The sequence below is a fragment of the Dyadobacter sp. SRI_021 genome (genome assembly GCF_057586235.1).
In genome coordinates this window covers 96241-110952 of sequence record NZ_JBYCZM010000015.1, presented here as the reverse complement: position 1 = coordinate 110952, position 14712 = coordinate 96241, and the positions used below count along the sequence as shown (strand labels likewise).

10 protein-coding genes are annotated in these 14712 nt (G+C 49.0%); 9 read left to right on the top strand and 1 reads right to left on the bottom strand.

All coding sequences use genetic code 11. The features are described from left to right. Positions 1 to 382 precede the first annotated feature (382 nt). The 9 genes from AC2YIT_RS29620 (at position 383) to AC2YIT_RS29580 (ending at position 13452) form a co-directional block, all read left to right on the top strand. On the top strand, positions 383 to 1309 hold the full coding sequence (locus AC2YIT_RS29620; RefSeq protein WP_487281573.1) for a toprim domain-containing protein: 927 nt from the start codon (positions 383 to 385) through the stop codon (positions 1307 to 1309). A gap of 284 nt (positions 1310 to 1593) precedes the next feature. Further along, positions 1594 to 2145, top strand: a complete 552-nt coding sequence (locus AC2YIT_RS29615) for a BfmA/BtgA family mobilization protein (RefSeq protein WP_487281572.1) — start codon at positions 1594 to 1596, stop codon at positions 2143 to 2145. A gap of 20 nt (positions 2146 to 2165) precedes the next feature. After that, complete coding sequence (locus AC2YIT_RS29610) at positions 2166 to 3131, top strand: DUF5712 family protein (protein ID WP_487281571.1); 966 nt, start codon at positions 2166 to 2168, stop codon at positions 3129 to 3131. A 391-nt stretch (positions 3132 to 3522) separates the two neighbouring features. Beyond that, complete coding sequence (locus AC2YIT_RS29605) at positions 3523 to 4371, top strand: sugar phosphate isomerase/epimerase family protein (RefSeq protein ID WP_487281570.1); 849 nt, start codon at positions 3523 to 3525, stop codon at positions 4369 to 4371. A gap of 97 nt (positions 4372 to 4468) precedes the next feature. After that, positions 4469 to 7438, top strand: coding sequence for a SusC/RagA family TonB-linked outer membrane protein (locus AC2YIT_RS29600; RefSeq protein ID WP_487281569.1), 2970 nt, complete (start codon positions 4469 to 4471; stop codon positions 7436 to 7438). 31 nt (positions 7439 to 7469) lie between these two features. Next, a complete protein-coding gene (locus AC2YIT_RS29595) occupies positions 7470 to 8909 on the top strand; it encodes a RagB/SusD family nutrient uptake outer membrane protein (protein WP_487281568.1) in 1440 nt (479 codons plus the stop codon). Between the two features lie 11 nt (positions 8910 to 8920). Further along, a complete protein-coding gene (locus AC2YIT_RS29590; RefSeq protein WP_487281567.1) occupies positions 8921 to 10381 on the top strand; it encodes a 3-keto-alpha-glucoside-1,2-lyase-like domain-containing protein in 1461 nt (486 codons plus the stop codon). A gap of 14 nt (positions 10382 to 10395) precedes the next feature. Further along, entirely contained in the window at positions 10396 to 12459 is a 2064-nt protein-coding gene (locus AC2YIT_RS29585) for a plastocyanin/azurin family copper-binding protein (RefSeq protein WP_487281566.1), read from the top strand. 36 nt (positions 12460 to 12495) lie between these two features. Further along, entirely contained in the window at positions 12496 to 13452 is a 957-nt protein-coding gene (locus AC2YIT_RS29580) for a DUF6807 domain-containing protein (protein ID WP_487281565.1), read from the top strand. Here AC2YIT_RS29580 and AC2YIT_RS29575 read toward each other — a convergent pair. Continuing rightward, entirely contained in the window at positions 13439 to 14452 is a 1014-nt protein-coding gene (locus tag AC2YIT_RS29575) for a helix-turn-helix transcriptional regulator (protein ID WP_487281564.1), read from the bottom strand. The two genes, AC2YIT_RS29580 and AC2YIT_RS29575, sit on opposite strands and share 14 nt — an antisense overlap. Between the last annotated feature and the right edge of the window lie 260 nt (positions 14453 to 14712).

The window sequence follows — 14712 nt, the reverse complement described above, 5'->3', positions numbered from 1 at the left end:
CCCAGATCAAGCGGATCTTGCAAAGTGCCTGGAAATTGAGCCCTGCAAGCAACTCGCTTGCATACCCGCTATACCGGTTTCTGACCGATGGCACTGTCTTCGAACAAACCGGAAAAGGCAGGTACTATACCCTCTCCCGTAAACGCATAAATGAGCTTAACGAATTGCCCTGATTTTTGATGATTTGATGCGCATCATATTTAATTAATTGATTAATAAATAATTACAGCGCATCAAAATCCGCATCAACGCGCATCAAACCCCAAATAGCGATGCAAGCCCTGATGCATTTTGATGCGGATATAAGCGATTGAAATACAAAAGGTTAGGGGCCTTTCGCATCAATTCATCAATTTTTTCAATTTTTAACCCAAGTAAAATTATGACTTGCGAGCAAGCCAGAGAGATCCCTATTGTAGATCTCTTGAAACACTGCCATATCCATCCCAGTTATGTCCGCGGACAAGACCATTGGTATATCTCTCCATTCCGGGAAGAGAAGACTCCTTCCTTCAAGGTCAACGCCAAGCTGAACCTGTATTATGATCACGGAAACGGTCAGGGAGGAGATATCATCGATTTAGGGAAAGCGCTTTTCCGTTGCGATACCAAAGAGCTGCTCGAAAAGTTAGGCTCAGAGCTTTTTTCTTTTCAACCGCAACATCTCAAACAAGCTGGTTTACATATAGGCCGGAACGTTAAGATTGTACCGGATCGGCCTGCTATCCAGATTACCGGCACAATGGGCTTAGGAAACAACCCGGCGATCACAAGATATCTGAAGTCACGGCACATCGATCTGGACATTGCCAAATCCTTTTGCCGGGAGGTTTATTATCAGGTCGGCGATAAAAGCTACTTCGCCGCCGGTTTTGAAAACCGATCGGGCGGCTATGAACTCAGAAGTGAGTACTTCAAAGGCAGCTCTTCCCCGAAGGACATAACCCATATCGAGCGCGGCCATAAATCGGTCTGCGTTCTGGAAGGATTCACCGATTTCCTTTCCCTTCTCACGCTACGAAAGCCAGAGCCAGTGCGCAGCGACTTTGTTGTTCTGAACTCGGTGAACATGGCAGATCGTAGCCTGGATATCCTCAGAAGCTACCGCACAGTTTTCGCTTATCCAGACCACGATGCTGCCGGAACCAAGCTATTGGAAAAGCTCGAGCATGCGCGGATCAACTGTGTCGACGCGTCTGGTATTTATCAAAATTACAAGGACCTGAACCATATGCTGGTCGCAAGCAAACAGCATGAAGAGCAGATCAGACAGGAAGGGACAAAAAGGTCGCGTGGACTGCATATGTGAGTTTTACTTTCAACAGTTCCCCAAAACCGTCCGCAGATCAGATGGCGGCGACAGCTGCCAATCGTGTCCTTTTCTTGTCAAAGAAAAGGAGCAAGCGGAAGTTGGGCAGAGCCCTACTTTGCTTGCCATTTGCGCTGCAAATGGGGTTTTGCGTATCCTCCGGGGATACGCCGCTGTGTTTTCGCTGGTGAAAGAGAAGAAAACGGGATACCACAAGGTATTCCTGATACAGAAATCAAAGGCATTCGGGCCTATCCGGCCTTTACCGCAAAACAAAACTAACTATGGAGGATATCAATGTAAAATCGGTCAGGTACCCTGCTACCGTCGACGAAAAGTTTGAGAAAATCGCTCGCAAACTGGGACGGACAAAGCGGCATGTCTTCATCCAGATGGTGGACTATTTCTATAAAAGCAAGAAGGATCCGTCTGATTTAAATGATGAACTTTTGAAGAGTGCCTTGATGAAAAGCCACAAGGATTACATCGGCTTTATCCGAAAGCAAGAAGACATACTACTCATCCCGATCAAGACCGAAATGGAGCGGGTAGCTCAATCGCAGGACGAGATTGTCCAGCGCTTTAACACCCAAATAGCCAAAGCCAACTCGGATCTCCTCAACAATCAAAATGAACTGGCGCGCAAGTTCAAGGAAACGGATGCGCTTATGGAAATGATTAGGAAAAGCCAACGAAGCAAGGAGCTTTTGAAAGCGCAATTCCTATATATCCTGGACAGCTATATCAAATCCAGGGACTCGTTTGGCATGATGACACCGGGCAAGGAGAAAGAAGAGCTGATCGCTACTACTAAAATGCAAGTCAATTTATTGTAAGTAAAGCAGCAACAGATACCATGTTTATCAACATCACCGACAACAAGGAAGCCAACAATAAAGGCAGCAGTGGCGGGCTAGTTCATTATCTGGAAAAAGAGAACCGGCTAGCCCCTAGGCAAAAAGTAGAGCACTGGTTTAACGGGCAGCGGTCCGAAATCCGGCCCTATGAGGTTGTCACCAAGATCGATAACAATATCGCCAAGCTAGGCAGGAGTGATGCCAAATTCTTTTTGGTCAATATCAGTCCGAGTCAGAAAGAGATTGCGTTCCTGAAAAAGCAGTATGGCGAGCATGATGCGAAAGAGCAAATGAAAGAATTTGCTGCCAGTGTGATGGATGCCTATGCCCGGAACTTTAACCGGGACGGCATTGACAGGCATCAAGACCTGGTTTGGTTTGCTAAACTGGAAAACTACCGTTACTATGGCTACAATGACCCCGAGGTCAAACAAGGGATCAGAATGCGTGGTGAGCGCAAGGAGGGCGAGCAGATGCACGTGCAGGTCATTGTCAGCCGGAAAGATGCCACTAATAAAATCAAGCTTAGCCCTATGAATACCTCGCGGGGAAAGAATGCTGAGCATTCTAAAAAGATGGGGCAATTTGACAGGGTCGCTTTCAAGCAAAGCGGAGAAAGCCTTTTTGATCGCAAGTTCGGGTTTGAAAGGCAGCTTAAAGAAACACTTGCTTACGCTAATATCCAAAAAAATGGCAAATTGATGCAGCGGCAGCAACTCGGGGTTCTGGCCAAAACTGCTTCGAGAAATTACCAGAGCAGGTCGTTGGCCAATGAACTGGCCCGAGGTATTGCCCAACGGGCATTTAATCGTACATCAGATATGCTAGCCGAAACAGGCAAATCAACAGCAGATTTTCTGAAAATAATGTTGGAACCGTCTTATACAACCGGCGCTGACCTGGTTCCAGAAAACCTTAGGAAAAAAGAGAAGAAAAGATCGAAAGGTCAGCAGATATTACGCTGAAATCCGGATTTGCTATTATCAGCGACATAGACATCGCGTTTCGGATTATTTGACTATAATTCTCTACTTTATAATCTTGTTGGTTGATAATAAGTGTGTTGTGGCCGAGTGTTCGAGCCGGATTTCCTGCCCTTTCTGTTTTTTGAGAAGTTTACAGTGATAAACAAGAAGTGTTTCTAAGTGCTTAGGATAAAACAGAGTCACTAAAAATCCCAAATTTCTAGAATGTAAGCATATGCAATAAAAACCACACTAGTTGAGGCGGCCTAAAATTGTCATCGAACCCTGCCGTTTGTTTGATTTTTTTCAGCGAAAGAAAACGAACAAATGGTATTATGTCAGGTAATAATATTGTAAAACAATTATTAACTGATTTTTAGATAAGCACAGAATGGCAAAGTTTAGGATAAGCCTCAACATGGAGTATTGCAGGAGTTCGGACATGAGTTTCGAAGCAGGTGTAAAGTTAGCCTCTGAATTGGGTTACGATTATATCGAACCAATGGTTCACACCGGATGGGAGCTGCTCAGTGAAGTCGATTACTTTCATTCCTTCTCGATGGAAGAAGATACGCTGCTCATGAAGGAGATCTGCGACAAGTACAACATCAAAGTTAGCAGTATCAGCGGCCACAGTCCGCTTATGAAGCCCGAAGCAGCTGTGACGCGTTTGACGAGATCGATCATCTTTGCCGATGCGGTGGGCGCAAAATTCGTCAATTCCGATGAAATGGTTAAACCGGAATGGATGGATGATGATTTTGCGCACCAGACAATGAAATACACGCTGACAAAAGCGGCCATGGTGGCTGCACGTCACAAAGTAAGCCTATGTATCGAACCGCACGGCGTCTACACCAAAACCGCGGAAGGCCTACTGCGTATAGTCGATCTCGTTCCTTCTCCATGGATCGGTGTTAACTGGGATACGGGCAATTCTTACCTGGCCGGCGTGGAAGATCCGTATGACGGCCTCACCATGGTAAGGGACCGGGTACTGCACATCCATGCAAAAGACATCAGCATGGAACAAAGCAACAGCGAAAGAGGAAGTGTGACTGGCACTCCGGTAGGGTGCGCCTGCGGTGAGGGCGTTGTGAACTGGGAAAAGGTTTTTGAAATACTGGAACCGGTGGATCGTGAGATATTCCTGAGCGTTGAATGCGGCAAACTGGACGAAGCTGAGCGGAGTATCGGCTTTTTAAAGAAAGTCTTGGGCAATCGTTTGCTGAATGATTAATGAGAATTGATGAATGCTTACCCTCAAATAAAACCTGAAATCTATTGCTAACCACTAATCTGACTATTGCGAAATGCTAAAAAATCTATTTTCATGTATGCTGTTTTGGCTCGCTTTGTTTCTCGGACAGGAGTCATTTGCGCAGATTCTCGTTCGCGGGACGGTCAAGGACGCCAGTGGGCCGGTTCCCGGCGCTAACGTTGTTGTAAAGGGCAGCAGTGTTGGGACCCAGACAGGCCCCGACGGAACATTTTCGATTTCCGTACCCGATGTGAATGCGGTGCTGGTAACATCGTTTATCGGATATAAAAGTGTGGAAACTCCGTTGAAAGGGCAATCGGCGGTGGATATCCTGATGGAGGCAGGCTCGACGAGCCTGGATGAGGTAGTGGTGGTGGGATACGGTACGCAGAAACGTAAGGACCTTACCGGGTCGGTATCATCCATAAGCTCGGAAACGATCCGGAGCAGGCCGATCACGAGCGCAGGGGAGGCCATACAGGGACGGGTGCCGGGTGTGCAGGTGATGAACAATTCGGCCGCTCCGGGAGGGAACGTCTCTATCCGGATACGGGGAAGCAATTCGATCAGCGCCACCAACGAGCCGCTGTATGTGATCGATGGCATTATCGGTGTCGGTGGATTGCAGTACATCAATCCGAACGACATCGAGTCGATGGAAATCCTGAAAGATGCGTCTTCGACATCCATTTATGGTGCGCGCGGTGCCAACGGGGTAGTACTGATCACTACCAAGAGAGGAAAGTCCGGAACCGCGCAGGTCAACTATTCGGGCCAGTTCGGACTGTCGGTTATCGCCAGGAAGATTCCGATGCTGAATGCCTCACAGTACATGCAAATGGAAAATGAAGCTTATATAAACTCGGGGCTCAAACCCCAGTTTACGCAGTCGCAGATTGACAACCCCGAGTACGATACCGACTGGCAGGACGAAGCTACCCGCACGGCTTTCAGGCAGAACCATCAACTTGGCATTTATGGTGGTAATGAGCAAAGCAGGTACGCTTTGTCGCTCGGTTACCTCGACGAACAGGGAATTATGCTTGCTTCGAAGCTGAACAGAGTGAATCTAAGCCTGAACCTTGATAACCAGGTTACAAAGCGGCTGAAAGTAAGTACAAGCCTGACGATCAACAGATCGAAAGACAATAAGATTGACACCGATAACGGAGGGCTGAATGCGAGCCGGGCGATGCTGGAAATGTTTCCTTTTCTGCCTGTGAAATATGCCGACGGTACTTACTCGAACAGCTCGGACCATCCGGGCGGAGAGGGCACGGACAATCCTGTCGCCATTCTCACAGAGATCAAGGACATCTACACGGTGAACCGGGTGCTGGGCAACCTATTCGCGGAATATGAGCTGGCGCAGGGGTTGAAATTGAAAGTTAGCGCAGGAGCCGACCTGAATGATACGAAACGTAACTATTTCAGCCCCTCGACTTTGCGGAGAACCCGGGCCGTACGTGGTTCGGCATTGGTCGGAAACACCAACGACTTCTCATGGCAGAACGAAAACACATTGAGCTACAACAAGGTAATCAACACGCGGCACGAACTGAACCTGCTCGCCGGTGTTACTTGGCAGAAGTTCAAAAGGGAGAGCGTCGAAGCTTCAAGTACCGGTTTCAATGATGACTATTTTAAGTATAACAACCTGGGTGTCGGCGACCGGCCTAACCCTCCCGTGTCCAACGCGTATCAGTGGTCGCTGAACTCATACCTGGGCAGAGTAAACTACTTCCTGGACGACAAGTATTTGTTTACCCTCACCGGGCGTATCGATGGTTCTTCGAAATTCGGTGCCAGCAACAAATACGGATTTTTCCCCTCGGGTGCGTTTGCGTGGCGGGTGAGTCAGGAGAAATTCATGCAGAAACAGACTGTCATCGATGACCTGAAACTCCGCATGAGCTACGGAATCACCGGTAATCAGGAAGTGGGTGTATACCAATCTATCCCGTCGCTGTCTACTTTCACGTACATCGTGGGCGGGCAGCGGGCAATAGGCCTGGGGCCGGGCACCGTGCCCAACCCGAACCTGAAATGGGAGAAAACGGCTCAAACCGATCTGGGTATTGACCTGAGTGTGCTCGATCGGCGGATTACATTTACTGCCGATGCCTACTACAAAGTGACGCGCGACCTTTTGCTTAGCACACCACTGCCTTTTACAACCGGCTATGCTTCGATCTTTAAGAACATCGGAAAGGTTGAAAACAAAGGGATCGAGTTAATGGTCAGCACGGAGAATATCCGCGGTGCCGTTGAATGGACGACAGATGCCAATATATCTTTCAACAGAAATAAGGTATTGGCCCTGGGGCCCGAAGGCGACGACATTTTCCCCGGTCCTAATTTTGTGACAGAAACAAATATCCTGAGAGTAGGCCAGCCCATCGGATCTTTGTGGGGATGGACCCGTGACGGTATTTTCCAGAATGAGGAAGAAGTGAAAAGAGGTGCCCAGCCTAATGCGAAGCCGGGAGATATCCGCTACAAGGATATCAACGGGGACGGTGTCATTGATTCAAAAGACCAGTCTATTATCGGCAATACCAACCCGAAATTCATTTTCGGACTTTCAAACAGGGTATCCTATAAAAAATTCACACTGGATATTCAGATTCAGGGCGTTCACGGGAATGACAATATGAACCTGAACCCGATCGTGCTGGAAGACAGGCAAACGCAAGCGAACAGCTATGCCACCTTGCTGGACAGATGGACGCCGGAAAACCCGAGCAATACGGTGGCCAAAGTTCGTAAGAGCAGTGACCTGCGGTTATCGACCAGACATGTCGAGGATGGTTCCTTTATTCGTGGTAAAAACCTTTCTATCAGCTACCAGTTTACGCCTCAGAAAAGCAAACTGTACAGAAGCGCCAATGTTGCGCTTAGCGTCCAGAACTTCTTTTTGATTACAAAATATGGCGGTTATAACCCGGAGGTGAGCACGTATTCGGGGAATTTCGGGCAGGGAATTGAATTCAGCAGTTACCCGACCCCGCGCATGTTCACAGCTTCGGTAAACATCTCACTGTAACAACTTGTAGTCATTTAGTAATCCAGATATCATGAAATCAAGCTCATTTATACGTACGTTATCTGCTGTTGTTCTGGCTTGCGGCATGTCCTCCTGTCAGGAATTTCTCAAAGAGCAGCCTGAATCTTTTATAAGTCCGGGCGCCTATTACCGCAACAGCCAGGATGCCATCAGCGCCATCAATGCGGTGTACGCCATTTTGCCGCAGTTCTATTCCAGTCCCGCTTATGGCGAAAGCCCGTTTTTTATGCTGGAAATGCCGACAGACCAGGCTATTTCGGGGGTAGGGGTGTCGGTGATCGATCAGGACCGCCTGGATGCCTTCAATTTTGACCCGGCCATACGCCATTTCAGGTTATGGTGGCAATATTCCTACCGCGGCATTAATGCGGCCAACACGGTGCTGCAATATGTTCCGGGTATCAGCATGGATCAAAACCTTCAAAACAGGGTACTGGCGGAAGCGCATTTCATGAGGGCCTATTTCTACTTCGATCTTGTACGGTTGTTCGGCGATGTCCCATTGATGAAGGAACCGACGACGGATGTCAACAATGTAAAGGTACCGAGAGATAGTCAGGAGAAGGTTTACGCGCTTATTGTGGAAGACCTTCTGGAAGCTGAAAAGTACTTGCCTGCCACATTGCCCCTTACCGATCAGGGAAGAGCCAGCAAGGGGGCCGCGCAAACCTTGCTGGCCAAGGTGTACCTGACTCAGAAAAACTGGTCGGCTGCGGCTTCCAAGGCCGAGGAGGTGGTAGCTTCCGGCGTTTACAGTCTTTTTGATGATTATGCCGATATATATAAAGTGGCCACCAAGAATGGAAAGGAACATATTTTCTCGATTCAGTTCGATAAAACGATTTACGGAAGCAATTTCCATGCATGGTTTTTGCCCCGCTACCGGGGTATTCAGAGCGGGATCGAAGAGTTTGGGGCGATTATCCCTACCCGCACGTTTTACGACTCTTTTGACGTGGCCGATTACCGTAAGAAGGTTAATTTCTACACGCAATATCCCGCAGCCAATGGTTCAGGGATGGTTACTTTCGAGCCCCACATTTTTAAATATTTTGATACGGGCGCGGCAGGAGGTTCCAGCGAGAATTTCAACCGGATACGGTACGCAGAGACCCTGCTTATCCTGGCCGAGGCGGAAAATGAAGTGAATGGCCCTACGGCGAAAGCTCAAAATGCGATCAATCTGGTGAGAAAAAGAGCGAAGCTCGGGGCGGTATCCGCATCGGATAAGGAGTCATTTCGTAAGGCGGTACTCAACGAACGTTCCTGGGAATTGTGCTATGAGAATAACCGGTGGTTCGATATGCTGAGGACGAATACCTCCATTACGGGGCCATTGGTAGGTTACAACAGCGGAACCGGTGTTTTTAAGGAAAACAATAAGTATTTCCCCATTCCGCAACGGGAGATTGACAACAATAAGAGCCTTGTACAGAATCCAGGCTATTGATTTAACAAAACATGATCATAAATCCACTCACAAGTTTTTTTAGATTTTTGTTTGCTCACGGGCTGGCGTGCATCCTGTGTGCGCAGGTACAGGGACAAACTGCCGGCCCGCCGGTATTCACGGATGTCGCTTTGAAAGACCTTTCGTTTTTCAAGGCGGCGCCCGCCCGGTGGAAGCTGGCGAGCGACGTGTCTTATGCGCCGGATGCGAAGTTCAAAACCAATGTCGTCGCCGGAGCGGGAGTGCTGCTGCATGCTCCTGCGGGCGCGGAAGCCGACAAGCTTACGTCGGCGGAGGATTTTGGAGACCTGGCAATTGAATTCAGTTTTATGCTGGCTAATGGCGCCGAGGCAACCGTATATCTGCAGGGCCGATATGGTATTCGTTTGTTTGATACCTGGGGCAACTCAAAATCTGCCCCGGAAGCATGCGGGAGCGTCGTTCCGAGCCCGAATGTTTCGGCAGCTTTCTCAACACCGCCCACGATGAACGTGAGCCGGGCTCCGGGCTTATGGCAGCGCATGCAGATACTTTTCGAGGCGCCCAAGTTTGATGCGAACGGGAAAAAGGCAGGTAAGGCGGTTTTTGTTAAAGTGCTGCTGAACGGGGTAATGCTCTATGAAAATCTCGAATTGGATAGCCCGTCTAAGAACAGCCCCATCGCGGGTGAAGCGCCCACAGGCCCGCTGGTTTTCGCAAGTAACAGTGCAGTAGCTTTCAAGGATATTCGCTACGCCGTTGTACGTGACGGCAAGAGTTTTGCCGATCTATTCAAGGGTGGCAGAGAAACCAGGGCGGGAGAGCGCCCCATCATTGTTACCCCGACCCAGAAAACGATTGTTCAACGCTGCTTTATTGAATACGATGATCGTAAAAAAACGTTCTGCGCCGCGGTAGGGGAGCCTGCCGGGATCCATTATGCCATGGACCTCTCGCTAGGAGCCGTAATCAACTTCTGGAAAGGCGGGTTTATCGATGCCACTTCCATGTGGACCGACCGTGGCGAATACCAGGTGGCCGAGTCGGTAGGAAGCAAAATTGAGATGGCACCCAGTCCGGTTTTGGCAGTACTTGCTAACGCGAATGACGCCTGGCCAGATTCGAAAGCGCCTGATTTTAGCTTCAAGGGATACCGGCTGGCCTCTAACGGTCGCCCCACTTTTCTCTACAAGATCGGCGATATGCAGATTGAGGACAGTGTGGTACCTGATGCAAACGACAATGGTCTTACACGATCATTGCGGGTCGCCACGGGAAAGGTACCGGCCAACCTCTGGCTGAGACTGGCTGCCGCCGAAACGATTACCCCGCTTGGGGATGATATGTATATTGTTGGTGATCATCAGTATTATATCAAACACACGGCCGGTAAAAAGTATAAGCCGGTAATCAGGAAGTCGGCAAACGGGCAGGAGCTTCTGATTCCCGGTGCCGCGGTGAATGACGATTTTAAATACACAATCATCTGGTAAGCAGATAAAAAGGTATGTTAACAGGATTCAAAAAGAGTAGAGTCAATATAAAGCAGAGTGCATTGCTGGTTTTGATGCTGATGCACGGAGCGGCGATGCGTGCGCAGCATAGCGGGCACCACGATGCCCGGCCATTGACCGAGAACGATTTCTATAAAATTACCAACGTCCCCATTCCTGCCGAAACTGCACTGGAAGTAGGCGGACTGGCCAGATTACCCAATGGAGCTATCGCAGTTTCGACGCGCAAAGGGGAAATCTGGATTGTCGACAACCCTGGTATGCAGTATCATACCAAACCGCATTTCAGACTCTTCGCGTCGGGTTTGCACGAACCGCTGGGGTTGGCTTACAAAGATGGCGCATTCTACGTTGCGCAAAGGGCCGAACTAACAAAAGTAACAGACACCAATCAGGACGGAACAGCGGATTTGTTCGAAACCGTGGCGACCTGGCCGCTTTCGGGAAACTATTGCGAGTACAACCACGGCCCGGTGATCGGAGAGGATGGCAATTTTTACATCAATTTCAATCTCGGAGATAATGGCATGGGCAAAAATGCGGAGCCGTTCTTCGGGGAAATGGGAAGCCATGCATTGTGGAGGGGCTGGATGGTGCAGGTAACGCCCGACGGAAAGCTGACCCCCTTTGCAGCTGGTTACCGATCGCCGGCCGGAATCGGAAGAAATGCGAAAGGAGAGCTTTTTTATACCGAAAACCAGGGTGGATGGGTGGCTACCGGCCATATCAGCCAGGTAGAAAAGGATGATTTTTTTGGACACCCGTCTTCGTTGAAGTCGGCTTCGGAACCCGGTTCGACGCTCAAAGCGCGCGTGGGCGATATCCCGACCGACGATCCATTATACCACGATGCCGTCAAAAGAATTCCCGGGATGAAGATGCCGTCGGTAAGACTCCCGCACGGCATTTTGGGAATTTCCCTCGCAGGACTTGTCGAGGACAACACCCAGGGAGGCTTCGGGCCTTTTCAGGGGCAATACTTTATCGGGGACGAAGGGCACGCCAACATTATGCGTGTGTTCATGGAAAAGGTGAACGGTGCCTATCAGGGGGCGGCATTTCCCTTCCGCCAGGGATTCATGTCGGGCATATTGAGACTGGAATGGGGGGCCGACAATGCACTTTTTGTAGGGATGTCCGACAGGGGCTGGAACTCAAAAGCCCCATTCCGCTATGGCTTGCAGCGCCTGGAATGGACAGGGAAAATGCCTTTCGAATTTAGGACGATCAAAGCGAAACCAGATGGTTTTGAGTTGGAATTCACTTCGCCGGCCAATAAAGTTTCCGCAGCGAATGCAGCGAATTACCAGATTACCGGTTTCGACTACCGTTACCATCAGAAATACGGCAGTGAGGTTTATGATAAAAAGGAATGCGAAATACAGGGAATCCGGATTTCGGAGGATGGGCTCACAGTGCGATTGATTTTAAGCGGGATCAGGGAAGGCTACATTCACGAAATCAAATGTGCCGGACTGAAATCCGACGCTGATACGCCGCTCCTGCACGATTTCGGCTACTATTCGCTGAATGCCATTCCTTCGGGAGAAAAGCTTTCTTTGGAAGATAAATCGGTGATAAAAGTGAATGCAATGCAAATGCCGCAGGATAACAAAGCGGCGAGCGGAGGAAAATCCGGATCGGAAATGCAAGCAGCAAGTACGCCGGCCTCCTGGAAAAATGGCCCCGACCAGACTTTTGTGATCGGGACCAAGCCGGGGTTGAAGTTTGACATCGAAAAACTGGATGTAAAACCCGGTGCAAAAGTGAAATTGACATTCAATAACAACGACGACATGCAGCATAACCTGGTAGTGGTGCTTCCGAATTCGGTGGACGAGGTCGGTACCCTGGCGCTGAATCTGGGGCTGGATGGCCCGGCCAGGCAATATGTACCCAAAAGCGACCGTGTGTTGTTCCATACATCGCTTTTGCAGCCACGGACTTCGGAAACGATCTATTTTACCGCACCGGAAAAAGAAGGAGCTTATCCATTCATTTGCACATATCCCGGGCATTATACCATCATGAGGGGCGAATTGAAAGTCAGTCGCTAGTTTACTTATTACTCGAAAATTAAAATAGCAAGTACCATGAAAAGCATGTTGTCGCTCGTGTTAATGTCCTGCCTGATCGCCTGGGGGATGCAGGGGAAGGTAACCGGCCAGCAATACAGTTGGAAGCAATCGGATTCGACGTGCGCATTGCTGGATGGCACTCAGGTGGTATGGCAGTTGAATTTTAGCAAAAGCCAGGACAAACCTTTTTTTCATCCGCTTCGTGTGCTCGGAAATGATGTAACCATGGAAAGACCAGCCGATCATGGGCACCACCGGGGCTTATGGTTTGCCTGGCGGGATATTAATAAGGTCAATTACTGGGAGGAAGTAGGCCATACGGGCGTATCCGAGGGACGAAGCAAGATCACAAAGGTAGACGTGAAACTGGCCGCGGATTTTTCGGCGAAAATCGTCATTGATTTGGCGTACGGGCCAGAAGGTAAAGCACCGATTCTAAACGAACATCGGACTCTTACCATTTCGCGTCCCGATGCCACGGGCTGCTACTACATCGATTGGCAAATGAACTTTAAGGCGCGTAATGTGCCATTACTGTTCGACTGCGTTCCCACCTTGAAAAGGAATGGGGTGGCATATGGTGGCTACGCGGGATTAGGGTATCGGGGTGCCGGCTCGCTCGTTAACCCCGTATTCACCGCGTCCAACGGCTGGACGAATAACAAAGATCTGACAGGATACGGCCAAGGTGCTGATTGGATGGACATGACAGCGGAAATGGACAATTCCGGGGCAAAACACGGAGGTATCACGTTGTTCGATCACCGTAAAAATCCCAGGTATCCCAGCCCATGGTACATTTGGTATGCAGCCGGTAAGCACACATTTTTTATGCCGGCAATCTTATATAATGAGCCTCTTGAACTTGCAGCGGGTAAGAAAATGGATTTGAAATACCGTGTCTTTGTTCATAGCGGAAAGCCTGATAGCGAACAGCTGAACGGCATTTTCAAAGCATTCAGCGATCGCTAGCCTTCTGATCCTTATAAGAGGAAGGCGTGCAGCCAAAACGCTTGGCAAACAGTGTAGAGAAGTATTGCGTGCTGTTAAACCCGCAGTCGTAACAGATATTGGCAATACTGGGCTTGGGATTGGATAGGATTTCCTTCGCGGCAAAATCCAACCTGATTGCATTCAGGTATTGCATGGGTGTGCTGTTTGTCAGCTGCTTAAAATAGTGTGTAAACTGGGTAATTCCCAAACGTGTATGTGTAGCCATGGACTCGACCGTCCATGGCTCACTGAACGAACTCTGCAATTCTTTAATAAAAAGCTCGACCGTGCGCACACTGCCGGTCAATGATTCATTCAGCGTGAATGCGCCGTTTTTAAGCATTTCGAAAAGCAGAACGAGCAATTCATTCACGTAAATCATGATCCACGATTCGACATTTTTATTGCTTGCGTCGTGGACTAGTGCCCCGATCTTCTGAAAACACCTTTTTATATCTGCATTGACGGAGAAAACGGGTTGTTCGTTTTGGCGGAGGATCTTCGTTAGTTCAAACAGATCTGATTTGGATAGAATGATCCAGGAAGGCCATTTCCACTCCTGATGCGGCTGCCTGATGTTGACGTCGATAATCAGCCAATGCAGTTTTCCTACTCCTATTGACGGGTTTCCCACCTTGTGCAATTGCCAGGGCCTTGTGATGGTCAGATCATTGGGCGACATCATGTATTCACCACTTTCGAGGTTAAACGGCATGGAGCCGGTCTCCAGGAACGTAATTTCGAGCCCTTCATTACGATGCCAGTCCAGGCCCCAGCCTTGTTGGGACTGGGAACTCCAGTAACCAATTGTATTTATTCCCGAAAGCGAGTCATCTCCTATGGGCATGCCCGGGTAGTTGTTCCTGGCGAGCGCATGCAGCTGCACGCTGCCTGCTTTCCAGGCCGCGGCGAGTGTATTGCACGTGTCGGGATAATACACTACGCCATTTTCCTTGTATTTCGGGCTGTGCGGGTTCATTGGCAAATCGTTTCAAACATAAATTTCTGCATAGCCAAATTCTACTATCCAGCTAAGCAATATCGTCATTTTTGGAGGTAAAAGAAAGCGGAGATTTGCTTTTCGGCTGTTCTTTTTCAGGTCATTAGGTTGCGTAAGATTATGTTGAACGAGCTATGCTGTAGTGAACAACACATGGCGGGATTTTACTTTGGGCGTTAGCTATATTTCATCTAATTGAGAAAGACGAGGGTAATTTCCCGGTTGATTTTTGTGAGATG

Excerpts from the sequence above, each read along its gene's own strand:
- AC2YIT_RS29620 (WP_487281573.1), top strand. The coding sequence starts at position 383 with ATGACTTGCGAGCAAGCCAGAGAGATCCCTATTGTAGATCTCTTGAAA.
- AC2YIT_RS29615 (WP_487281572.1), top strand. The coding sequence starts at position 1,594 with ATGGAGGATATCAATGTAAAATCGGTCAGGTACCCTGCTACCGTCGAC.
- AC2YIT_RS29610 (WP_487281571.1), top strand. The coding sequence starts at position 2,166 with ATGTTTATCAACATCACCGACAACAAGGAAGCCAACAATAAAGGCAGC.
- AC2YIT_RS29605 (WP_487281570.1), top strand. The coding sequence starts at position 3,523 with ATGGCAAAGTTTAGGATAAGCCTCAACATGGAGTATTGCAGGAGTTCG.
- AC2YIT_RS29600 (WP_487281569.1), top strand. The coding sequence starts at position 4,469 with ATGCTGTTTTGGCTCGCTTTGTTTCTCGGACAGGAGTCATTTGCGCAG.
- AC2YIT_RS29595 (WP_487281568.1), top strand. The coding sequence starts at position 7,470 with ATGAAATCAAGCTCATTTATACGTACGTTATCTGCTGTTGTTCTGGCT.
- AC2YIT_RS29590 (WP_487281567.1), top strand. The coding sequence starts at position 8,921 with ATGATCATAAATCCACTCACAAGTTTTTTTAGATTTTTGTTTGCTCAC.
- AC2YIT_RS29585 (WP_487281566.1), top strand. The coding sequence starts at position 10,396 with ATGTTAACAGGATTCAAAAAGAGTAGAGTCAATATAAAGCAGAGTGCA.
- AC2YIT_RS29580 (WP_487281565.1), top strand. The coding sequence starts at position 12,496 with ATGAAAAGCATGTTGTCGCTCGTGTTAATGTCCTGCCTGATCGCCTGG.
- AC2YIT_RS29575 (WP_487281564.1), bottom strand. The coding sequence starts at position 14,452 with ATGAACCCGCACAGCCCGAAATACAAGGAAAATGGCGTAGTGTATTAT.